The organism is Aquamicrobium terrae (assembly GCF_040545735.1).
In the GTDB taxonomy this organism is placed as follows: domain Bacteria; phylum Pseudomonadota; class Alphaproteobacteria; order Rhizobiales; family Rhizobiaceae; genus Mesorhizobium; species Mesorhizobium terrae_A.
Genome location: NZ_JBEPML010000001.1, coordinates 466,251 through 486,976 on the forward strand (window position 1 = coordinate 466,251; position 20,726 = coordinate 486,976).

The 20,726-nt window shown below is 64.3% G+C and carries 17 protein-coding genes; 9 read left to right on the forward strand and 8 right to left on the reverse strand.

The window, feature by feature from the left end:
* Positions 1-69: 69 nt before the first annotated feature.
* The 6 genes from bamA (at position 70) to lpxB (ending at position 6,936) form a co-directional block, all read left to right on the forward strand.
* Positions 70-2,433 carry an outer membrane protein assembly factor BamA gene (gene bamA / locus ABID37_RS02225; protein ID WP_354192360.1) on the forward strand — a complete coding sequence of 788 codons (2,364 nt, stop codon included), beginning with the start codon at positions 70-72 and terminating at the stop codon, positions 2,431-2,433.
* A 74-nt stretch (positions 2,434-2,507) separates the two neighbouring features.
* Positions 2,508-3,560: a UDP-3-O-(3-hydroxymyristoyl)glucosamine N-acyltransferase gene (gene lpxD / locus ABID37_RS02230; RefSeq protein WP_354192361.1), complete on the forward strand. Its 1,053-nt coding sequence runs from the start codon at positions 2,508-2,510 to the stop codon at positions 3,558-3,560.
* Complete coding sequence (fabZ, locus tag ABID37_RS02235) at positions 3,553-4,017, forward strand: 3-hydroxyacyl-ACP dehydratase FabZ (protein ID WP_354192362.1); 465 nt, start codon at positions 3,553-3,555, stop codon at positions 4,015-4,017. The genes lpxD and fabZ overlap by 8 nt, the downstream gene beginning before the upstream one ends.
* A 9-nt stretch (positions 4,018-4,026) precedes the next feature.
* Positions 4,027-4,860, forward strand: coding sequence for an acyl-ACP--UDP-N-acetylglucosamine O-acyltransferase (gene lpxA, locus ABID37_RS02240; RefSeq protein WP_354192363.1), 834 nt, complete (start codon positions 4,027-4,029; stop codon positions 4,858-4,860).
* The gene (locus tag ABID37_RS02245; RefSeq protein WP_354192458.1) at positions 4,847-5,758 is read left to right on the forward strand and encodes an LpxI family protein; all 912 of its coding nucleotides are present in this window, start codon (positions 4,847-4,849) and stop codon (positions 5,756-5,758) included. Before lpxA ends, ABID37_RS02245 begins: the two co-directional genes overlap by 14 nt.
* Positions 5,755-6,936: a lipid-A-disaccharide synthase gene (gene lpxB / locus ABID37_RS02250; RefSeq protein WP_354192364.1), complete on the forward strand. Its 1,182-nt coding sequence runs from the start codon at positions 5,755-5,757 to the stop codon at positions 6,934-6,936. Before ABID37_RS02245 ends, lpxB begins: the two co-directional genes overlap by 4 nt.
* Positions 6,937-7,021: 85 nt before the next feature.
* On the opposite strand, the gene gltA is transcribed toward lpxB, so the two are convergent.
* Positions 7,022-8,311, reverse strand: a complete 1,290-nt coding sequence (gene gltA / locus ABID37_RS02255; RefSeq protein WP_354192366.1) for a citrate synthase — start codon at positions 8,309-8,311, stop codon at positions 7,022-7,024.
* Positions 8,312-8,491: 180 nt separating this feature from the next.
* Positions 8,492-9,913 carry a glutamate--tRNA ligase gene (gltX, locus tag ABID37_RS02260; protein WP_354192368.1) on the reverse strand — a complete coding sequence of 474 codons (1,422 nt, stop codon included), beginning with the start codon at positions 9,911-9,913 and terminating at the stop codon, positions 8,492-8,494.
* Between the two features lie 94 nt (positions 9,914-10,007).
* Between gltX and ABID37_RS02265 the strand changes: the two genes are divergently transcribed.
* Positions 10,008-12,572, forward strand: coding sequence for a ComEC/Rec2 family competence protein (locus ABID37_RS02265; RefSeq protein ID WP_354192370.1), 2,565 nt, complete (start codon positions 10,008-10,010; stop codon positions 12,570-12,572).
* Positions 12,573-12,898: 326 nt separating this feature from the next.
* On the opposite strand, the gene lexA is transcribed toward ABID37_RS02265, so the two are convergent.
* The 6 genes from lexA to ABID37_RS02295 form a co-directional block, all read right to left on the reverse strand.
* A complete protein-coding gene (lexA, locus tag ABID37_RS02270) occupies positions 12,899-13,618 on the reverse strand; it encodes a transcriptional repressor LexA (protein WP_354192371.1) in 720 nt (239 codons plus the stop codon).
* Positions 13,619-13,764: 146 nt separating this feature from the next.
* On the reverse strand, positions 13,765-14,973 hold the full coding sequence (locus tag ABID37_RS02275) for a molybdopterin molybdotransferase MoeA (protein WP_354192372.1): 1,209 nt from the start codon (positions 14,971-14,973) through the stop codon (positions 13,765-13,767).
* 1 nt (position 14,974) lies between these two features.
* The gene (moaC, locus tag ABID37_RS02280) at positions 14,975-15,478 is read right to left on the reverse strand and encodes a cyclic pyranopterin monophosphate synthase MoaC (protein ID WP_354192373.1); all 504 of its coding nucleotides are present in this window, start codon (positions 15,476-15,478) and stop codon (positions 14,975-14,977) included.
* A complete protein-coding gene (trpC, locus tag ABID37_RS02285) occupies positions 15,475-16,290 on the reverse strand; it encodes an indole-3-glycerol phosphate synthase TrpC (RefSeq protein WP_354192374.1) in 816 nt (271 codons plus the stop codon). The genes moaC and trpC overlap by 4 nt, the downstream gene beginning before the upstream one ends.
* Positions 16,291-16,292: 2 nt before the next feature.
* Positions 16,293-17,303, reverse strand: a complete 1,011-nt coding sequence (gene trpD, locus ABID37_RS02290; RefSeq protein WP_354192375.1) for an anthranilate phosphoribosyltransferase — start codon at positions 17,301-17,303, stop codon at positions 16,293-16,295.
* A complete protein-coding gene (locus tag ABID37_RS02295) occupies positions 17,300-19,189 on the reverse strand; it encodes a SurA N-terminal domain-containing protein (protein ID WP_354192376.1) in 1,890 nt (629 codons plus the stop codon). Before ABID37_RS02295 ends, trpD begins: the two co-directional genes overlap by 4 nt.
* 125 nt (positions 19,190-19,314) lie before the next feature.
* Here ABID37_RS02295 and tpiA point away from each other — a divergent pair, with 125 nt between their 5' ends.
* Both tpiA and secG read left to right on the forward strand, forming a co-directional pair.
* Positions 19,315-20,079, forward strand: a complete 765-nt coding sequence (tpiA, locus tag ABID37_RS02300; RefSeq protein WP_354192377.1) for a triose-phosphate isomerase — start codon at positions 19,315-19,317, stop codon at positions 20,077-20,079.
* Between the two features lie 153 nt (positions 20,080-20,232).
* A complete protein-coding gene (gene secG / locus ABID37_RS02305) occupies positions 20,233-20,676 on the forward strand; it encodes a preprotein translocase subunit SecG (RefSeq protein ID WP_354192379.1) in 444 nt (147 codons plus the stop codon).
* The last annotated feature ends 50 nt before the right edge of the window (positions 20,677-20,726 follow it).

The following is a 20,726-nucleotide window of genomic DNA, read 5'->3' on the forward strand; positions in this document are numbered from 1 at the left end:
AATACGGTATGGAAATTCGACCGCGCGTCCGGTTTCTCGCCGTGGAATACGAGAAGGTAATATAGCCCGATGAAGGCAGCATCCAAGTTTTTGAGCGCCGCTTCCGCGGCGGCTTTGTCCGCCGCGCTGGTTGTTCCAGGCGCGTTCACCGTACAGTTGATGTCTGTTTCCGCCGCTGAGGCTGCCGTGGTCAACCGGATCGAGGTGCGCGGAAACTCGCGCGTCGATGCCGACACGATTCGCAACCAGATCGCGATCAAGCCCGGCCGCACCTTCTCCAGCGCCGATGTCGACGAGGCGGTGAAGACCCTGTTCGGAACCGGCATGTTCTCCGACGTGCGCATCAACCAGGTTGGTTCTTCGCTGGTCGTCACGGTTTCCGAGCACCAGATCGTCAACCAGGTGATCTTCCAGGGCAACAAGAAGGTCAAGGACGCCCAGCTCTCGGCTGCCGTCCAGCTGAAGCCGCGCAGCCCCTATTCGCAGGCGGCGGTGGATGCCGACATCGAGGCGATCAAGGATGCGTACCGGCGCGTCGGTCGTGAGGATGCCAACGTCACCAGCCAGATCATGGATCTGGGCGACAACCGCGTGAACGTCGTCTTCAACGTCAACGAAGGCGGCCGCACCAAGATCGCCGCCGTCAATTTCGTCGGCAACCAGGCATTCAGCAGCCGTCGTCTGGCCGACGTCATCAACACCAAGCGCTCGAACTTCCTGTCATTCATGCTGCGCGACGACGTTTACAGCGAGGACAAGCTGCGCGCGGACGAGGAGCTGCTGCGCCGCTTCTATTACAATCGCGGTTATGCCGACTTCCAGGTGGTGTCGTCGTTCGGCGAGCTGGACGAGGCTTCCAACCAGTATACGGTGACCATTACGGTCGATGAAGGCCAGCGTTACACCTTCGGCGATGTCAGCGTCGACAGCTCGATCCCGGAGATCGACGCCAATTCGCTGCAGTCGCAGGTGCAGACCCGCTCGGGCTCGGTCTACAGCGCCAAGGCCGTCGAGGACACGCTGATCGCGCTGACCGAGCGCGTTGCCGAGCGCGGCTATGCCTTCGCGCAGGTCACCCCGCGCGGCGACCGCAATTTCGAGAACCGCACCATCTCGGTGGTCTATACCATCGATCAGGGCGCCAAGGCCTATATCGAGCGCATCGATATCCGCGGCAACAGCCGCACCCGCGACTATGTCATCCGTCGCGAGTTCGACCTGAGCGAGGGCGATGCCTTCAATCAGGTTTTGGTGCAGCGCGCGAAGAAGCGCATCGAAGCCCTTGATTACTTTGAGCGCGTCGAGATTTCGACCGCGCCGGGATCGGAACCGGATCAGGTCGTGCTGGTGGTCGACGTCGTCGAGAAGTCGACCGGCGAGTTTTCGATCGGCGCCGGTTACTCGACCGGCGGCGACACCCCCGGCGCTTCGGTGCAGGGCTCGGTCACCGAGCGCAACTTCCTCGGCCGTGGCCAGTACATCCGCCTGTCGGCCGGCGGCGGCAAGGATTCGCGCGACTTCATGGTGTCGTTCACCGAGCCATATTTCCTCGGCCGCCGTATCGCAGCCGGCTTCGACATCTACAAGTCGACGCGCGAATACAAGAAGTATGAGAGCGAGGTCACCGGCGCGACGGTGCGCTTCGGCCTGCCGATCACCGACAACATCACGACGCAGCTCGCCTACAACTACTCGGAAGAGAAGTACGATTATCGTGATCGCTGCACGCTGGCCGATGGCAGCTATGATCTTCCCAATTGCGGCCCCTTGTCTCAGGCAATCCATGAAGCCGTTGCGGATGGAACCTGGGTCAAGTCATCGGTTAGTGCCAATCTGGTGTACAACACGATCGATGATATGAAGAACCCGCACTACGGCATCTATGCCAATTTCGGCACAGAAGTTGCCGGTGCCGGCGGCGATGCCAAGTTTGTGAAGTTCACGGCTCGCGGGACTGTCTATCAGACGCTGTCGGAAGAGATGGATATCGTCGGCCTCGTGACCGCCGGTGCCGGTCATGTGCAGAGCTATGGTGATCGCGAACTGCGTGTGTTCGACCATTTCAAGAGCAACGATCGCATTATTCGTGGCTTCGATTACAACGGCATCGGCCCGTATGATGATAGGACGGACGACCATCTGGGTGGAACGACCTATTTCCACGCTTCTGCCGAAGCGCAGTTCCCGCTGCCGGTCATTCCGGAGAGCTTCGGCCTGCGTGGTGCGGTGTTCGCGGATGCAGCCACGCTTTATGGCAACAAAACCACGTATGCCACTGATTCAACGGACATGAAGTGGCGGGCGTCGGTTGGCGTCGGCCTGATGTGGGCATCGCCCTTCGGTCCGCTTCGTATCGACTACGCGGTTCCGGTCGCCAAGGAATCCTCCGACGACGTGCAGGAATTCAATTTCGGCATGTCGACGCGGTTCTAAAACAGCGGGTGACGGCGGTTCCGGGCGATCGCGCCCGGAACGGACTGTCCGCGCCAGCGGGATAGTGCTCTGGAATGACCGATCCGGTGTTTTTCGTGCCGTCACGCCGCTATACGGCGGGTGAGGTCGCCACCTTGACCGGATCCACGCTGGCAAATCCGGCCTATGCCGATACGGTCATCGAAACCATAGCTTCCGCCATCGAAGGCGGTGACAATGCGTTGGTCTTCGTGGAAGGCAAGCGCCATGCGTCGCTGATGGCTGACCTGCGCGCCGCAGCCGTGCTTTGCCCGATAGAGCTTGCCGACAAGGCGCCCACCGGCGTGGCCGTGCTGGTCAATCCGCGCGCCCAGCAGGCGTTCGCCTTCGTCGGCCGGATGATGTTTCCGGCGGCTGCGACGCCGGCGCCATCGACCTCCGAGCGCGGCATTTCTCCTCAGGCTCATATCGATCCGACCGCCGCCATCGAGCCGGGCGCCATCATCGAGGCTGGCGCGGTCGTCGGCCCGGACGTTGCCATCGGCTCGGGCACGGTCGTCGCGCCCAATGCGGTGATCGGTGCCTCGTGCCGCATCGGCCGCGACAGCTATATCGGGCCGAATGTCGCCGTCCAATATGCCCTGATCGGCAATCGCGTCATCATCCATGGCGGTGCGCGCGTCGGCCAGGATGGGTTCGGCTTCGTTTCGGGTGCCAAGGGCCCGGAGCGCATGCCGCAGATCGGCCGTGTCATCATCCAGGACGATGTCGAGATCGGTTCCAACACCACCGTCGATCGCGGCGCCATGGCCGACACCATCATCGGCGAGGGCACCAAGATCGATAATCTCGTGCAGATCGCACACAATGTGCGCATCGGACGCGGCTGCGTGATTGCCGGCCAATGCGGCATTTCGGGCTCGGTCACGCTAGGCGACTTCGTCATGCTGGGCGGGCGGGTCGGCATCGCCGACCACATCACGGTGGGCGACCGGGTGCAGGTGGCGGCCTCCTCGGGCCTGATGTACGACATTCCCGCCGGCGAGCGCTGGGCGGGCATGCCGGCGCAGCCGATGCGCGACTTCTTCCGCGAGCTTTCGGCCATCCGTGCATTCACCAAGTCTTCGAAGGGGGATAAGAATGGCTGACGTTGCCGGTACCGTGCTTGAAGCGGTCGATATCCAGGAACTGCTCAAGCTTCTGCCGCATCGCTATCCATTCCTGATGATCGACCGCATCGTCGAGATCGACGGCGACGATTCCGCTGTCGGCGTCAAGAACGTCACCATCAACGAGCCGCATTTCCTCGGCCATTTCCCCGGCCAGCCGGTGATGCCGGGCGTGCTCATCATCGAGGCCATGGCACAGACGGCCGGTGCCATCTGCATTCGCCTTGCCAATGCCGACAAGCCGTCGCTGGTCTATTTCATGACCATCGACAACGCCAAGTTCCGCAAGCCGGTGGTGCCGGGGGATCAGCTTCGCATTCATGTGCGCAAGATCAAGAAACGCGGCAATATCCTGAAATTCGCTTGCGAAGGTCTCGTGGACGGCGCAAAGGTCGCCGAAGCCGAAGTCTCGGCGATGATGGTCGAGAACGACTGACGAGGTCCAATGGAAAACCAGACGATCATACATCCGTCCGCCGTCGTCGAGAGCGGTGCCCGGATCGGCGAGGGCGTGCGCATCGGCCCATTCTGCCATGTCAGCGCGGATGCGACGATCGGGGACAATGTCGAGCTTGTCGGCCATGTGTCCGTGCTCGGCGCCACCACCATCGGTGCGGGCAGCAAGGTGTTTCCCATGGCGACGCTGGGCGCTCCGCCGCAGAACGCCAAGCACAAGGGCGGGCGCACCACGCTCATCATCGGCGCCAACTGCACGATCCGTGAAGGCGTGACGATGCACACCGGCACCGACACCAGCCGTGGCGAGACCATCGTTGGCGAGAACGGTAATTTCCTCGCCTACGCTCATATCGCCCATGATTGCGTGGTCGGCAGCAATGTCACTTTCGCCAACGGTGCGACCCTGGGCGGCCATTGCGAGATCGGCGACAACGTCAATATTGGCGGCCTGACGGCCGTGCATCAGTTCGTGCGCATCGGCAACAACGCCTTCATCGGCGGCTGCTCGGCCGTGGTGGGCGATGTCATTCCCTTCGCCATTGCCGTGGGCAACCGTGCCAAGCTGCGCGGTCTCAACATCGTCGGTCTCAAGCGTTCCGGACTGCCGCGCTCGGAAATCCATCTGCTGCGCCATTGCTACCGCACGCTGTTCGATCCCAGCCGGCCGGTTGCGGAGAACATCGAAACCGCCAAGGCCGAATTCGGCGGTTCGCCGACCGCTCTCAAGATCATCGATTTCATCGACAGCCGGGGCAAGCGCCACTATACGGTGCCGCCGTTGAGGAGCGGTGGCGGCGATGACAGCGATGACGAGGACTGAGAGCCTATCCCGGGCGCCTGCCTACGGTCCTGACAGCAGGATTGGCATCATTGCCGGGGGCGGCAATCTGCCGGGCGCCATCGCGGAGGAACTGGAGCGGCATGGAAAACGGCCTTTCGTCCTCATGGTCGAGGGTGAGCCCGATCCGCAAGCCGGCCTCGAGCGTTACGACCACGAAATCATCGCACTGGAACAGGCCCCGTCGCTCGTCGCGCGCTTGCGCCGCCACGGTATCACCCATGTGGTGATGGCGGGCGAGATCAAGCGCCGCCCGCGCATCGCCGCGATGCGGCCGGGCCTTGGCCTGCTGCGCTTTGTTCCGGCGCTGATCCGGGCGATGGCCAAGGGTGACGACGGGCTGTTGCGGTTCGTCGTCGAATGGCTGGAAGGCAGCGGCTTCAAGGTGGTCGGCGCGCACCAGATCGTGCCCGATCTGGTGGCGGTAGAGGGGCAGTTCGGCAAGGTTGCTCCCACCGCCCAGGATTGGCGTGACCTTGAGGCCGCGCGCGTGGCGGCCGAGACCATCGGAGCGCTCGATATCGGGCAGGGCGCGGTGGCGATCGGCGGCCGTGCCATTGCGCTCGAAGGCATAGAAGGCACCGACGCCATGCTGGAGCGGGTCAGGGACCTGCGCGGCCACGGCCGCCTTGCGGGGAAGCAGCGCGGCGTGTTGGTCAAATGCGCCAAGCCCGGACAGGAGGCGCGTACCGACCTGCCGTCCATTGGCCCGCGTACGGTGGAGGGAGCGCATGCGGCCGGCCTCGCCGGGATCGCAGTCGAGGCCGGGCACTCGCTGGTGCTGGACGGGCCGGAAATGATCGCGCACGCCGATGCGCTCGGCCTCTTCGTCATTGGCCTGCCGCCGAAAGGCCCTGCCGCCCGAGGAGGCGCGGCATGAAGGTGGAACGCCCGCTGCGCATCGCCATTGTTGCCGGCGAGGAATCGGGCGATCTGCTTGGCGCCGATCTGGTCCGTGCCCTCGAACAGGCGACGGGACGCAAGGTCGAGCTGATCGGCGTCGGTGGACGCCATCTCGAAAGCCTGGGCTTGAAGTCGCTGTTCAATGCGGGCGAGGTGGCGCTGATGGGCATCAGTGCCATCGTGCGCGACCTGCCGCGCCTGATCCGCCGTATCGGCCAGACGGCGGCGGCGATTGCCGGCTCGGGGCCGGATTGCCTGATCACCATCGACAGCCCCGATTTCTCGCTGCGCGTGGCGAAGAAGGTCCGCGCGGCGGCGCCGTCCATCCCGATCGTCCACTATGTCTGCCCGAGCGTGTGGGCATGGCGGCAAGGGCGGGCGGCGGCGATGCGGCCCTATGTCGACCGCATCTTGTGCATTCTGCCGTTCGAAGTGGAGGAACTGGGCCGCCTCGGCGGTCCGCCGGGCACCTATGTCGGCCACAGGTTGACGCAGGACCCCGGCGTGGCCAGGGCGGCTGCCGGACAGGATGGGCCGCGCGACCTGTCGCCGGATCGCACCAAGACGCTTCTTCTGCTTCCCGGTTCACGTCGCGGGGAAGTCGGCCGGCTGCTGGAGCCGTTCGGCGAAACCGTAACGGAACTGCGCAAACGGGGGCACAGCCTGCGCCTGCTTCTGCCAACCGTGCCGCATGTGGCCGCCATGGTGGAAAAGACGGTTGCCGGTTGGCAGTTCAAGCCAGAGATTACCGCCGACCCCGAGGCCAAGTGGCGGGCCTTCGCGGAAGCGGATGCGGCGCTGATCGCGTCCGGCACCGTTTCGCTGGAACTGGCCTTGTCCGGCGTGCCGATGGTGTCGTGCTACAAACTGGATCCGATCATCAAGCCGGTCGCACCGCTGCTGCTCAAGATCTGGTCGGCCTCGCTGCCGAACCTGATTGCCGACCGGGCCATCGTGCCCGAATTCTACGACCGTTTCGTGCGGCCGCAATTGCTGGCGCGGCAGGTCGAGGCCCTCTTTATGGAAGGCGGCATGCGGACCTGGCAGAAGGACGGTTTTGCCGAGGTTCGCCGGCGAATGGTGACCGAGCGGCCGGCGGGAGCGATTGCCGCAAATGCCGTCCTCGAACTGGTCAAGCGCGCCAGCGCGATTTGACGGCGCTGGTCCAGCAACCTGTCCGCAACGACACGAAAAAAGGCCGCGGGATTTTTCCGCGGCCTTTTTTCAAGGAGTGCCGATATCAGCGCTTGGCGATCGGCACGTAGTCCCGTTCGGTGGCGCCGGTGTAGAGCTGGCGCGGGCGGCCGATCTTCTGGCGCGGGTCCTCGATCATTTCCTTCCACTGGGCGATCCAGCCGACGGTGCGGGCCACGGCGAACAGCACGGTGAACATGGTGGTGGGGAAGCCCAGCGCCTTGAGCGTGATGCCGGAATAGAAATCGACGTTCGGATAGAGCTTCTTCTCGATGAAATACTCGTCGGTGAGGGCGATCTTTTCCAGCTCCATGGCGATGTCGAGCAGCGGATCGTCCTTGATGCCGAGCTCACCGAGCACCTCATGCGCGGTCTTCTGCATGATCTTGGCGCGCGGATCATAATTCTTGTAGACGCGATGGCCGAAGCCCATCAGGCGGAACGGGTCGTTCTTGTCCTTAGCGCGGTTGATGAATTCGGGGATGTGATCGACATGGCCGATCTCGGCCAGCATGTTGAGCGCGGCTTCGTTGGCGCCGCCATGGGCCGGACCCCACAGGCAGGCGATGCCGGCGGCGATGCAGGCGAAGGGGTTGGCGCCGGAGGAGCCGGCCAGGCGCACGGTCGAGGTCGAGGCATTCTGCTCGTGATCGGCGTGCAGGATGAAGATGCGCTCCATGGCGCGGGCCAGCACCGGATTGATCTTGTACTCCTCGCACGGCACGGCAAAGCACATGTGCAGGAAGTTGGCCGCGAAGTTCAGGTCGTTCTTCGGATACATGAACGGCTGGCCGATATGGTACTTGTAGGCCATGGCCGCGATGGTCGGCATCTTGGCGATCAGGCGCATGGAAGCCACCATGCGCTGGTGCGGGTCGGAAATGTCGGTGGAGTCGTGGTAGAAGGCTGACAGCGCGCCGACCACGCCGCACATCACCGCCATCGGGTGAGCGTCGCGGCGGAAGCCGGTGAAGAACTTCGTCATCTGCTCATGCACCATGGTGTGGCGCGTGATGCGGTAGTCGAAATCCTCCTTCTGCGCCTTGGTCGGCAGATCCCCGTAAAGCAGCAGGTAGCAGACTTCGAGGAAATCGCCGTGCTCGGCGAGCTGGTCGATGGGGTAGCCGCGATGCAGAAGGATACCGGCGTCACCGTCGATGAAGGTGATCTGCGATTCGCAGCTTGCCGTGGAGGTGAAGCCGGGATCGTAGGTGAAGGCGCCGGTGGTGGAGTAGAGCGCACCTATGTCGATGACATCCGGCCCGATCGTCCCACTTCGCACATTGAGCTCGTGAGTTTTGCCGCCAAGTTCCAGTTTCGCAGTCGATCCGGTCATTGCAAACTCCTTGTCAAGTCTCATGCCCAAGCGGCAAAAAATCATCTTGCGATGCAAAATCCAACAGCACGGGAATGTTCGAAAATGCAGCCTTTATAAGGTGCCGGGCCGGTCGGCCCGCGCGCTAATGTTGCACCGCAAAACAAGCCTTTCAATGCCATTTTTTCGTCGTTGCGAACCCTAATCGATTTGATCCTGGATGCGCGCGAGACTCTCTCCACGTCCGAGCACCTCGAGCACGTCGAACACGCCGGGCGAGGTGCTGCGGCCGGTCAGGGCGGCCCGCAGCGGTTGCGCGATCTTGCCGAGCTTCAATCCAGAAGTTTGCGCATAGTCGCGAACCGCCGCCTCGGTCGACTGGGCATTCCACTCGCCAAGGCCCTGGAATCGTTCCGCAACCGCCTTGAGCACAGCCCTGGCGTCGGCGTCCAATATGGCGACCGCCTTCTCATCGAGCTGAAGGGGGCGGCTTGCCGTCAGGTAATAGGTGTTGTCAGCCAGTTCGACCAGCGTCTTGGCGCGTTCCTTCAAGCCCGGCATGGCCTTCACCAGCCGGTCTCTGGCCGGTTCGTCGAAGCGGGACGCCAGCTGCTCGCCTTCGGGCAGATAGGGCAGGGTGGCCAGCAAGGCGTCGGTCAGCCTGGCGTCATCCATGGCGCGCATGTGCACGCCGTTCAGCGCCTCCAGCTTGGCGAAATCGAAGCGCGCCGCACCCTTGTTGACGTCCTTGATGTCAAACCAGGAGATCATCTGCTCGATGGACATCACCTCGTCGTCGCCATGGCTCCAGCCGAGGCGGGCAAGATAGTTCAGCAGCGCCTCGGGCAGATAGCCCATGGCCCGATAGGCCTCGACGCCCAGCGCGCCATGGCGCTTGGACAGTTTCGCGCCGTCCGCGCCGTGGATCAGCGGTATATGCGCCATTTTCGGCACCTGCCAGCCCATGGCGTCATAGATGACGGTCTGGCGCGCCGCATTGGTCAGATGGTCGTCGCCACGGATGATATGGGTCACCTCCATGTCGTGGTCGTCCACCACCACGGCATGCATGTAGGTGGGGTTGCCATCGGAGCGCAGGATGATGAAATCGTCGAGATCCTTGTTCGGAAAGCGCACCTCGCCCTGCACGAGGTCATGCACCACGGTTTCGCCGTCGATGGGCGCCTTGATGCGGATCGCCCCCTTGGCACCTGCGGGCGCCTCGGACGGATCGCGGTCGCGCCAGCGGCCGTCATAGCGGGGTGGGCGGCCCTCGGCGCGGGCCTTCTCGCGCATCGCCTCCAGTTCCGCCGGGGTGGCATAGCAATAGTAGGCCTTGCCCAGGCGCACCAGTTCCTCGGCCACCTCGCGGTGGCGGGCAGCGCGCTGGTATTGCGAAACGGGCTCGCCCTCCCAGGTGAGGCCGAGCCAGGTCAGCCCCTCGAGGATGGCCGCGGTGGCAGCTTCGGTGGAGCGCTCCCGGTCGGTGTCCTCGATGCGCAGCAGCATCGTGCCGCCGGCGTGTTTGGCATAGAGCCAGTTGAACAACGCGGTGCGTGCGCCGCCGATATGCAGGAAACCCGTGGGCGAGGGAGCGAAGCGGGTGACGACCTTCTCAGACATTCATTTCTCGCGCGGTGGCGAAAGCCGCCCGGCGGGCTTTCGCAGTTTGCGCGTTCATGTACCATAGGAGGTCAGGGGTGCAAGGGGAGAGCCGGTGACTTTATCGTCGGCGGGCGGCAAAGACGCGGCAAACGCGCCGCTCGATGTCAGTGAGCGCAATCTTTTTGTCTTGCAGAACATGGCCCTGGCACCGGCTCCACAGGCGCCGGAACCCTCAAGCTATTCCACGCCGGCTTATTGTGATGACCCAGCATCGGCAAGCACGCCGGTGCCGCAAGTTGCGAAGCCGCTGCTCCATGGCTTTTCGGCGCGCGGGCTCTGGCAGGCTGCGATCCAGGCCTTGGTGCTGGAGCAGGAGCGGGGCGCCTGCTTCCTTCTCGTGCCGGTTTTTCTTTCCATCGGCGTGCTTGCCTATTTTTCGCTGGCCTTCGAGCCGGACTGGACGCCGCTGCTTGGCATCATTGCTGTTCTGGGGGCACTCGCCTGGGCTGCACGGCGACGCTACCTGCTTCACCTGTGCCTGCTGGCGCTGCTGCTGTGCCTTGCCGGGCTGGCTGTTTCGAAGCTGGAAACCTGGCGCATGGGAACGCGCATGCTGGGCACGGACATTACCGTGCGGCTGACGGGGCGGGTCGTGACCGTGGAGGACATGGCCAGCGGCTGCAAGCGGCTTACCATCGATGTCCTCTCCACCGAGCGCCCGAAACTGCGCTATCAGCCGCAACGCGTGCGCACTTCCGCCCGCAAGCTGCCGGCGGACATTGGCCCCGGCTCCGAAGTGACGGGGCTTGTGCGGCTTTTGCCGCCCAGCGGCCCAATTCGGCCCGACAGCTATGACACCTCCTTTGCCAGCTATTTCGGCGGCATCGGCGCCAGCGGCTTTTTCCTGTCGGGGCCTGAACTGTCGGCTGCCGCCGGCCCGGCTTCGACCGGTGCGCGTATCGGCGCGGCCATCGAGCAGGCGCGGCAATCGATCGCCGACCGGATCAGGCACAGCATCGGCGGGCCAGAGGGCGAAATCGCGGCGGCCCTGATCGTTGGCGTGCGCGCCGGCATCCCCGAAGAAATCAACGAGGCGATGCGCAAGACCGGCATCTATCACATCATTTCCATATCCGGCCTGCACATGGCGCTGGTGGCCGGCACGGTGATGGGGTTGATGCGTGGCCTGTTCGCGCTGTTTCCGGATTTCGCCTCGCGCCATCCGGTCAAGAAATATGCCGCGCTGGCGGCCCTGTTCGCCATTGTCGCCTATCTGCTGATTTCCGGCATGGTCGTTGCGGCGGTGCGTTCCTTCATCATGCTGGCGGTGATGCTGGTGGCGCTGTTGTTCGACCGAAGCGCGCTCACCATGCGCAATCTCGCCATTTCGGCAATCGTCGTCATTCTCGTCACGCCGCATGAGGTGGTGGGCCCCAGTTTCCAAATGTCGTTTGCGGCGACGGCGGCGCTGGTGGGCGCCTATGCGGCGTGGTCGGATTACCGCGCCAGCCGGCTTTCGTCCGGCATGCCGCCCAAACGCTCGCTCCCGGGTGCGCTGGCGCATCGCTTCGCGGTCATGATGGTGGGGCTGGCCGCGACCTCGGTGGTGGCGGGCGCGGCGACGACGCTTTATGCGGCGTGGCATTTCCAGCGCGTCGCACCGCTCAGCCTCGTGGCCAATCTCGCGGTCATGCCGATCGTTTCGATCATCGTCATGCCTTTTGCGGTGTTTGCCTCGCTCGCCATGCCTTTCGGCCTGGACGGCCCGCTGCTGCAGGTGATGGGCAAGGGATTGACCGTGGTGATCGTCCTGTCCGAGCGGATCGCCGACATGTCGCCGATCGATGCGGTCGGGCTGATATCCGCCGGGTCCGTGGCACTGGCGACGGTCGCGCTGGTGATTGCGACCATGACCACCACCTGGCTGCGGCTGGCCGCGTTGCCTTTCGCTGTGGCGAGCCTGGCGACATTGGGTGGGGCGCGCGCACCCGACGTGCTGATTTCGGAGGATGCGAGGCTGGTTGCCGTCGCCATGGGAAGCGACCGGATCGCGGCCAACCGGCCGCGACCGAACGCCTTTACCATCGACAATTGGAGACGGGCGCTGGACGCCGAGACTGTGTTTCGGCCGAGGCAACTGAAGGACAAGGATATAGGCGCCCTTCTTGGGGAAATCACTGCGAGTACCGACCGTTCGGGGAAAGAGGAGGGCTTCGCATGTGCCGAAAAGCTGTGTCTGGCACGTCATCCGTCAGGCGCGCTGGTCGTACAGGCCCCGGATATGGATACGGCGCGCCGGGCATGCGCTCATGCAAGTCTCATCGTGATCGAGGATGCCACGGCACGAAATCCGTGCCGCGACAGGCGGGTAGCCGTCGTCACGCGCCGCCAGTTGGCCCAAAAGGGCAGCGCCGAAGTGCTTTTCGTGACGAGCGACCCCGAGCTTAGCGGGCGGCCGGCCGAAGTGCGCTTTGCCATCGAAGGCAGCTACCGTCCCTGGCACGACCAGCGCCGGTACTCACGGGAGGCGAGGGGCCTGCCGCCCTACGAGCGGAAAGCATCCGGCACCAAAGCAACCGCCGTTGCGGAAGAGGAGCTTGGCAACGTCGCGGATAAACCTGCCGGCATGGCGGAAGACATCGGGGGAGAAGCGTTCTCCGAAGAACCGGCGGAATAGCCTCCTGGGATAGACCGGCTTCAAGCCGCCAATACCTCGGCGATAACGCCTATGGAGCCGGCCCTGGTCCGGTTGGTGCTTGCGCACAGGAAGACCGGCACCTCTCCAACTGGTTGCCGGCAATCGGATTTCGCCTCAATCGCTCGTTAGAAAAAGCATCTATCTAATTGTTAGAAAATGTTTTTCCAATAGTCCATGGATCGTCATCGAATGCATCATCATCCGACACTTCATCACCAGAACAATCCGGAAGGCGGTCCCGCTTCCCCTTAAGGCGAGGCGCAAGTTCTCAGCATTCGCCCGTCGTTTGGTTGCTGTGACCTTGTTCAGTAACGGCGGATGAGCCCGACCAGTCTGCCCTGCACCTTCACCCGGTCCGGCCCGAAAATCCGGGTTTCATAGGCCGGATTGGCGGCCTCCAGCGCGATCGATGCACCCTTGCGGCGGAAGCGCTTCAAGGTGGCTTCTTCGTCATCCACCAGCGCCACCACTATGTCGCCGGGCGTCGCCGTGTTGCCGTTACGGATGATGACGGTATCGCCGTCGAATATGCCGGCCTCGATCATCGAGTCGCCCTTGACCTCCAGCGCGTAATGCTCGCCGCCGGAGAGCATTTCCGGCGGAACGGAGATGGAGTGCGTCTTGTGCTGGATGGCGTCGATCGGCACACCGGCGGCGATCCGCCCCATGACCGGAATGGAGACCGCCGCCCCGGCATCGTCGTCATTGCTGGCCAACTGTGGCCGGCGCACGTCCTTCGGCGGTTGCCCCAGGCTGCCCTGGATGACGCTGGGCGAAAACTTCCTTGCCGTGTGGAGACCCGGCGCGATGGAATCGGGCAGGCGCAACACTTCAAGCGCTCGCGCACGATTGGGCAGGCGGCGGATGAAACCGCGCTCTTCCAACGCGGTGATGAGCCGATGGATGCCCGACTTGGAGGCAAGATCGAGCGCGTCCTTCATTTCGTCGAATGAAGGCGGAATGCCACTTTCCTTCATTCTCTCATGAATGAAGAGAAGCAGTTCATGTTGCTTGCGCGTCAGCATCGGCTCCCCCGGCAGCGGCGAATCCAGAATCGGAAAACAAACCCGGAACAAACACTATCTGTTCCATTTGTGTTCCGCAACCGTTTAAAGTTTAGTGAATGGATTCAGGGTTTATAAACCCTCGCCCCGCTGCGATCGCTTGCGGGTCAGCCGAGCATCAGCACCTGGCAGGCCTCGCCGGCGTCCGATGCGGGGGCGAAGGGCGCGCGCACGATGAGGCCGCCCGAGGCGGCCAGTACGCGCAGCATGGACGAGTCCTGCAGGTCGAAGGGCGTGGCGACGAGTTCGCCGTCCAACTCGTCGATGCGGGCGCGAACATAGTCCTGGCGGCGGTCGTTGGCGGGCATTCTGGCACCGAGCCGGGCCGTACGCATGTCCTGCCGGAACGGCCTTCCGCCGAGGCGGGCAAGCAGGGGTTTCAGGAAGAGCTGCGAGCATACGAGGCTGGCGACGGGATTTCCGGGCAGGCCGATGCACCTGATGTCGCCCATCCGGCCGAACATCAGTGGCTTTCCGGGGCGCATGGCGATCTTCCAGAAGTCGAGCGTCATGCCCTCGCCGGTCAGCACCTCGTGGACGAGGTCGTGATCGCCCACCGATGCGCCGCCGAGCGTGACGATGACGTCGGCACCGGCGGCAACGGCCTTCTTCACCAGCGCGGCGATTGCATCCCTGCTGTCGGGCGCGATGCCGAGATCGAGCACCTCGGCACCTGCGGCGCGCGCTAGGGCGGCGACACCATAGGCGTTGGAAGAAATGATCTGGCCGGGTCCGAGCGTGCTGCCGGGTGCGCGCAATTCATCTCCCGTAGCGATGATCGCGACCAGCGGCCGCTTCACCACGCATAGGCGCGGATGATTGGCGGAAGCCGCGAGCGACAGGGAACTGGGTCCAAGCAACTGGCCCTTGTCGATCAGCAGGTCGCCTTCCACGAAATCGAGCCCGGCGCCCCGGACATTGCGGCCGGCTCTCGTTGGTTCGCGCAATTCGACCATGCCGGGCGAGACGACGGTCACGTCCTCCTGGATCACGACCGTATCGGCACCGGCAGGCAGGGGCGCTCCGGTGAAGATGCGCACGCATTCGCCGGCCCCGACCGTGCCGGGGAAGGTGCCGCCGGCCGCGACTTCGCCGATCACCGAAAGCCGGTTTCCGGCCACGCCGGCGTCTGCTCCCCGGACGGCATAACCATCCATGGCGGAGGCGTCGAAAGGCGGCTGCGTGCGCAGCGCCGCCACCGGTTCGGCCAGCACCCGGCCGTAAGCCTCGTGCAGCGCCACGCTTTCGCTGGCCGACAGGGGGCGGGCGTCCTCCAGAAGACGCTCCAGCGCCGTCTCCAGCGGAACCAGCGTCATGTCATGCACCTGACTGATAGTCGCCTGATTTCCCGCCCGTCTTGGAAACCAGCCTTATCTCGGAAATCACCATGGCACGATCCACGGCCTTGGCCATGTCGTAGATGGTGAGGCAGGCGACGGAAGCCGCTGTCAACGCTTCCATTTCGACGCCGGTCTTGCCGGTCACGCGCGCCAGAGCCTGCACCCGCAGACCGGGCAGGTCAGGATCCGCCTCGATGTCCACGGACACCTTGGTCAGAAGCAGCGGATGGCAGAGCGGAATGAGTTCATGCGCCTTCTTGGCGGCCATGATGCCTGCGATGCGGGCCGTGCCCAGCACGTCGCCCTTCCTGGCATTGCCTTCGAGGATCATGGCAAGCGTGGCGGGCTGCATGCGCACGCTGCCTTCGGCGACGGCGGTGCGCACGGTTTCGGCCTTCTCCCCGACGTCGACCATATGGGCTTCGCCCGAAGCCCCGATATGGGTGAGGCGGGACCCCGCCGCAGATGGGGTGTCGCTCACGTCGTCAATGCCTCCTCGGCGTCGAGACCGAGCAGGACACGCGTTGCCGTGGCGACGTCCTCATGCCGCATCAGGCTTTCGCCCACCAGGAACGTGCCGATGCCGCTCGCGGCCAGCCGCTTGCAGTCCTCATTGGTGAAGATGCCGCTTTCGCCGACCAGCATCCGGTCGGACGGAACCATGGACGCCAGCCGCTCGCAGGTTTCCAGCGTCGTCTCGAAGGTACGCAAATTGCGGTTGTTGATGCCGATGAGGCGGGAGGAGAGGTGCAGGGCCCGCTCCATCTCTTCCTCGTCATGCACCTCGATCAGCGCGTCCATGCCGAGGGAGAAGGCCGTCTCCTCCAGCGCACGCGCCATGTCGTCGTCGACGCTGGCCATGATGACGAGGATGGCATCCGCGCCCCAGGCGCGCGCCTCATGCACCTGATAGGTGTCGAACAGGAAATCCTTGCGCAGTGCCGGAAGCGATACCGCATCGCGCGCCGCGGTCAGATATTCCGGCGCGCCCTGGAAGGACGGCGCATCGGTCAGCACGGAAAGGCAGGCTGCGCCGCCTGCCTCATAGGCGCGAGCGAGGGAGGGCGGGTCGAAATCGGGCCGGATCAGCCCCCGCGAGGGACTTGCCTTCTTGATCTCGGCGATCAGCGCAAACTGGCCGTCGTGGTTGCGGGCCTCCAGCGCGGCCAGAAAGCCGCGCGGCCTTTCCAGTCCGGCGGCGCGCGCCTTGAGCTCGTCCAGAGAAACCCGCGCTTTCGCGGCGGCGATCTCATCGCGTTTGTAGGCTTCGATCTTACGCAGAATATCGGACATGGCTAAGCGTTGGAAACCTCGACCAGTCTGTCAAGCACCACCATGGCGCGGCCGCTGTCGATGGCCTCTCTGGCCTTGGCGACGCCATCCGCCAGTGTCGTCACCTGATCGGCAACGACCAGGCCCGCGCCGGCATTCATCAGCACCGTATCGCGATAGGCGCCCGGCGCGCCGGACAGCACCTTGCGCAGGGCGGCCGCGTTGAACTCCGAATCGCCGCCTCGCAACGCTTCCTTGCTGTGGCGTTCAAAGCCCAGCGCCTCCGGAGTGAGGGTAAAGCTGCGGATTTCGCCGCCTGCCAGTTCCGCCACATGCGTTTCGCCGGTGGCGGTGATTTCGTCATAGCCGTCGCCATGCACCACCCAGACATGGGCGGAGCCGAGGGTTTTCAGAGCCTCGGCCACCGGCAAGACCCATTCCGGCGCGAACACGCCGACAAGCTGGCGTCCGACGCCGGCGGGATTGGTAAGCGGGCCGAGCAGGTTGAAGATGGTCCGGGTTCCCAGTTCCACGCGGATCGGACCGACATGCTTCATGGCCGGATGGTGGGAGGGGGCGAACATGAAGCCGATGCCGGCCTGCTCGACGCAGCGGCCGATCGCATCGGGCGCGAGCTCGATGTTGACGCCGAGCCTGGTCAAGACATCCGCCGTGCCGGTCAGGGACGACAGGCCGCGATTGCCATGCTTGGCGACCGGCACGCCGCAGGCGGCGGTGACGAAGGCGGAAGCGGTGGAGATGTTGACGCTGTGCGAGCCGTCGCCGCCGGTTCCCACGATGTCGATGGCAGCAGCGGGCGCCGAAACGCGCAGCATCTTGTCGCGCATGGTGGCGACCGCGCCGGAAATCTCGCTCACCGTTTCCCCGCGCACGCGCAACGCCATCAGGAAGCCGCCGATTTGGCCGGGCGTGGCATCGCCCGACATGATGATGTCGAACGCCTCGCGGGCCTCCTCGAAGCTCAGCGGCCTGCCTGCGGCGACACTGGCGATGAAAGGCTTCAATGCGCTCATCGGGTCAGCGCCTGCGATATGGCGACCTGATCGATCTCGACCTGGTACTGGGTCTGAAGCTGGGCCACGAGCTGGTCGAGCAGGTCGCCGGACAGGCCCGACGCGAACGAGTTGCGCACATCGTCCGGTACCGTGCTGGCATCCGCGCCGGCCGGCTCGACCACCTGCGCGACCTTGAACAGGATCTGCGCGTCGCCGGTGGGCGCGGCCACGATGCCCGATCCGCCTTCACCGACGTCGAACATCTCGGCGGCACCTTCGCGGCCGAAATCGGCGTCGTCGGCGGAGCGCTTCAGACCGCGCTTGGTCTGCTTTTCCAGAGAAAGCTCGGAGGCGATGGCTTCCAGTTCCGCGCCATCCTCCACGCGCTTCTTCAACTCTTCGGCCCTGGCCTGCAGCTTCTTTTCCGTTTCCTGGGCGGTCCAGTCGGCGACGACGCGATCGCGCACCTCATCGAGCGTGCGGTCACGGGCCGGAGTGACGGAATTGACCTCGTAGAAGAGGTAGCCGCCATTGGCGGTGGTGAGGCTGTCGTTCTCCATGCCGGTTTCCGCCTCGAAGACGGCGCGGATCAGATTGGCTGATTCAGGCAGGTCGCGCAGGACGTTTCCATCGGGGCCTCGGCCGGAGCGGTCGATCGCCTCGATCGACACCACCTTCAGGCGCTGCTTGGACGCGGCTTCCTCCATGGAATCGCCACCGGCGCGTGCGTCCTCGTAGGCGTCGTGCACGTCGAGCAGCACGCGGTTGGCCTCGCTGAGCGCAAGGTCCTTGCGGATCTGGTCGGTGACCTCGGCAAGCGGCTTCACAACTTCGGGGTTGATTTCGGTGACCCGCAGCAGCACCGGGCCGAACGTACCCTTGACCACATTGCTCACCTCGTTGAGGCCAAGCGCGAAGGCTTCCTCGGCCACTGCCTGGTCGGCAATCTTGTCCTTCGACAAGGTGCCGAGCTGGATATCGGCTTCGGTCTTGCCCTGCGCGGCATAGACCTTGTCGAAGGTTGCGCCGCTGTTGATCGAATCGCGCGCCGTCTGGGCATCCTGCTCTGAGGCGAACACGATCTGTTCGATCTTGCGCGTTTCGGGCGTGGTGAAGAGCGCCTTGTTCTTCTCGTAATCCTCGGCCACCTGCTGGTCGCTGATGGAGCTGACATCCATGATGTCTTCCGGCTCGAGCCGCACATAGGAGAACTTGCGGAATTCGGGCGCCGCATAGCTCTGCTTGTTTTCCTCGAAATACGCAGAAAGGTCGGCGTCGGACGGCGCGGCGATCGGCTCGACCAGCGATTTCGGCAGCACCAGATAGTCCACCGTGCGGTCCTCGCCCTGGTAGAGCGCAAAGGCCTTGAGGAAGGTGTCCGGCACTTTCAGGCCATCGGTCGCCGCCTCGATGATCTGCTGGCGCTTGGCCACCTGCGAGCGGTTGTGGAGATAATCTTCCGGCCGCATGCCGACCTGGCGCAGCACATAGTCGAACATCTGGCGGTCGAATTGTCCGCCGGGGCCGCGGAAGGCCGGGTCTTCGTGCGTCAGCGAGGCAAGCCGGTCCTGCGAGATGCCGAGGCCCATCTTGCGGGCCTGCTCGTCCAGAAGGGCGCCCGATACGAGCTGGGCCAGCACCTGCTGGTCGAGCCCCAGCGCATTGACCTGCTCCTGCGTCAGACGCTGGCCGAACTGCTGCGACAGCGCATTGATCTGGCGATCGTATGCCAGCCGGTATTCATTGACGGACACGGATGTGCCGCCGACCTTGACCACGGATTCGTGACCGCCGACGCCTGTAACCTGGCCGGAGATACCCCAAACGGCAAAGCTCAGCACCAGTATGAGGAGCAAAGTTTTGGCGACCCAGGTTCCCGCGGCTTTTCTCAGGCTGTCGAGCATGTTCACTTCCGGTTTCAGATAAGGCCCATGGGCAATAGCCTCCTTGGGCGTCACTGTCGATTGCTTTGTGGGCCGATTTTGCTACTGAAGGCGCGCATATGGAACCTGTCGGAGATCAAAAAGACATGACGCCAGGAATTCGACCGCTCGTCGCGGGCAACTGGAAGATGAACGGTACCAGCGCTTCCCTCGATGAGTTGAGAGCGATCGGTGACGGTTTCATGCGTGGGCTGGATGCGCAGACGGAAGCGCTGATCTGCGTGCCTGCCACGCTTCTGGCGCGTGCGGCCGAAATCCTTGCCCGCACCCCGGTTCGCGCCGGCGGCGAGGATTGCCATCCCAAGGAGAGCGGCGCCCACACCGGCGACATCTCGGCCGAGATGCTGAAGGACGCCGGCGCCAGCCATGTCATCATCGGCCATTCCGAGCGCCGCACCGACCATGGCGAGGACGACGCGACGGTTCGCGCCAAGGCCGAGGCCGCATGGCGGGCAGGGCTCGTCGCCGTTGTCTGCATCGGTGAAACCAATGCCCAGCGGCAGGCCGGCGAGACGCTGGACGTGCTGTCGCGGCAGATCGACGGCTCCGTGCCGGACAGCGCCACGGCGGCCAACACCATCGTCGCCTATGAGCCTGTCTGGGCCATCGGCACGGGACTTACCCCGACCGCCGACGATGTGGCCGAGGCGCATGCCCATATCCGCGCGCGGCTAGTGGACAAGCTGGGCGAGGGCGCCAAGGGCATGCGCATTCTCTACGGCGGCTCGGTCAAGCCTTCCAACGCCGTGGAACTGCTCGGCGTCGACAATGTCGACGGCGCGCTGGTGGGCGGCGCGAGCCTCAAGGCGGCCGATTTCCTCGGCATCGCGGTAGCCTACGAACAGTTGTGATCCGCCGCATGGCGGCCGGCCAATTCCTTTCCTATATGGATGGCCGAAGCCTTATTCCGGGCGCGGACTTGGAAATGCCATCAAAGCGTTGTATTGAGCCGCCTCCAAAGAGCCGTCGCGCAAGCGGCCGACAGGCATTGCCAAGGTAGACCCATGGAAACCGTACTTATCGTCATCCACCTCATGATCGTGCTCGCCCTGGTTGGCGTGGTGCTGGTTCAGCGTTCGGAAGGTGGAGGCCTGGGCATTGGCGGAGGCTCCGGCTTCATGACCGCGCGCGGTGCCGCCAACGCGCTGACGCGCACCACGGCGATTCTTGCCGCGGCCTTCTTCGTCACTTCGCTCGGCCTGTCGCTCATTGCCCGCTACGGCACCAAGCCGACCGATATTCTGGATCGCGTTCCCGCCGCCACCCAGCAGCAGAACGCGCCTGCCCAGCAGGGCGTCCTCGACCAGCTTCCTGGCCAGGTCGCGCCGGAGGCCCCGGCCGCTTCGGACAATGCAGCGCCTTCGGCACCGGCCTCCTCGGACCCGGCCGCGGTGCCCGCGCCGACCGAAGGCGCCCAGCCTGCGCAGCCGCAGGTTCCCAACAACTAAACCGCTTCGGTTTTCCGATTGACGTTGCGGCAACTGTGATCGTTTGACCA

Bases quoted from the DNA above. Each gene is read 5' to 3' on its own strand.
- bamA (WP_354192360.1), top strand. From the start codon at position 70: ATGAAGGCAGCATCCAAGTTTTTGAGCGCCGCTTCCGCGGCGGCTTTG.
- lpxD (WP_354192361.1), top strand. From the start codon at position 2,508: ATGACCGATCCGGTGTTTTTCGTGCCGTCACGCCGCTATACGGCGGGT.
- fabZ (WP_354192362.1), top strand. From the start codon at position 3,553: ATGGCTGACGTTGCCGGTACCGTGCTTGAAGCGGTCGATATCCAGGAA.
- lpxA (WP_354192363.1), top strand. From the start codon at position 4,027: ATGGAAAACCAGACGATCATACATCCGTCCGCCGTCGTCGAGAGCGGT.
- ABID37_RS02245 (WP_354192458.1), top strand. From the start codon at position 4,847: ATGACGAGGACTGAGAGCCTATCCCGGGCGCCTGCCTACGGTCCTGAC.
- lpxB (WP_354192364.1), top strand. From the start codon at position 5,755: ATGAAGGTGGAACGCCCGCTGCGCATCGCCATTGTTGCCGGCGAGGAA.
- gltA (WP_354192366.1), bottom strand. From the start codon at position 8,311: ATGACCGGATCGACTGCGAAACTGGAACTTGGCGGCAAAACTCACGAG.
- gltX (WP_354192368.1), bottom strand. From the start codon at position 9,913: ATGTCTGAGAAGGTCGTCACCCGCTTCGCTCCCTCGCCCACGGGTTTC.
- lexA (WP_354192371.1), bottom strand. From the start codon at position 13,618: ATGCTGACGCGCAAGCAACATGAACTGCTTCTCTTCATTCATGAGAGA.
- ABID37_RS02275 (WP_354192372.1), bottom strand. From the start codon at position 14,973: ATGACGCTGGTTCCGCTGGAGACGGCGCTGGAGCGTCTTCTGGAGGAC.
- trpC (WP_354192374.1), bottom strand. From the start codon at position 16,290: ATGTCCGATATTCTGCGTAAGATCGAAGCCTACAAACGCGATGAGATC.
- trpD (WP_354192375.1), bottom strand. From the start codon at position 17,303: ATGAGCGCATTGAAGCCTTTCATCGCCAGTGTCGCCGCAGGCAGGCCG.
- ABID37_RS02295 (WP_354192376.1), bottom strand. From the start codon at position 19,189: ATGCTCGACAGCCTGAGAAAAGCCGCGGGAACCTGGGTCGCCAAAACT.
- tpiA (WP_354192377.1), top strand. From the start codon at position 19,315: ATGACGCCAGGAATTCGACCGCTCGTCGCGGGCAACTGGAAGATGAAC.
- secG (WP_354192379.1), top strand. From the start codon at position 20,233: ATGGAAACCGTACTTATCGTCATCCACCTCATGATCGTGCTCGCCCTG.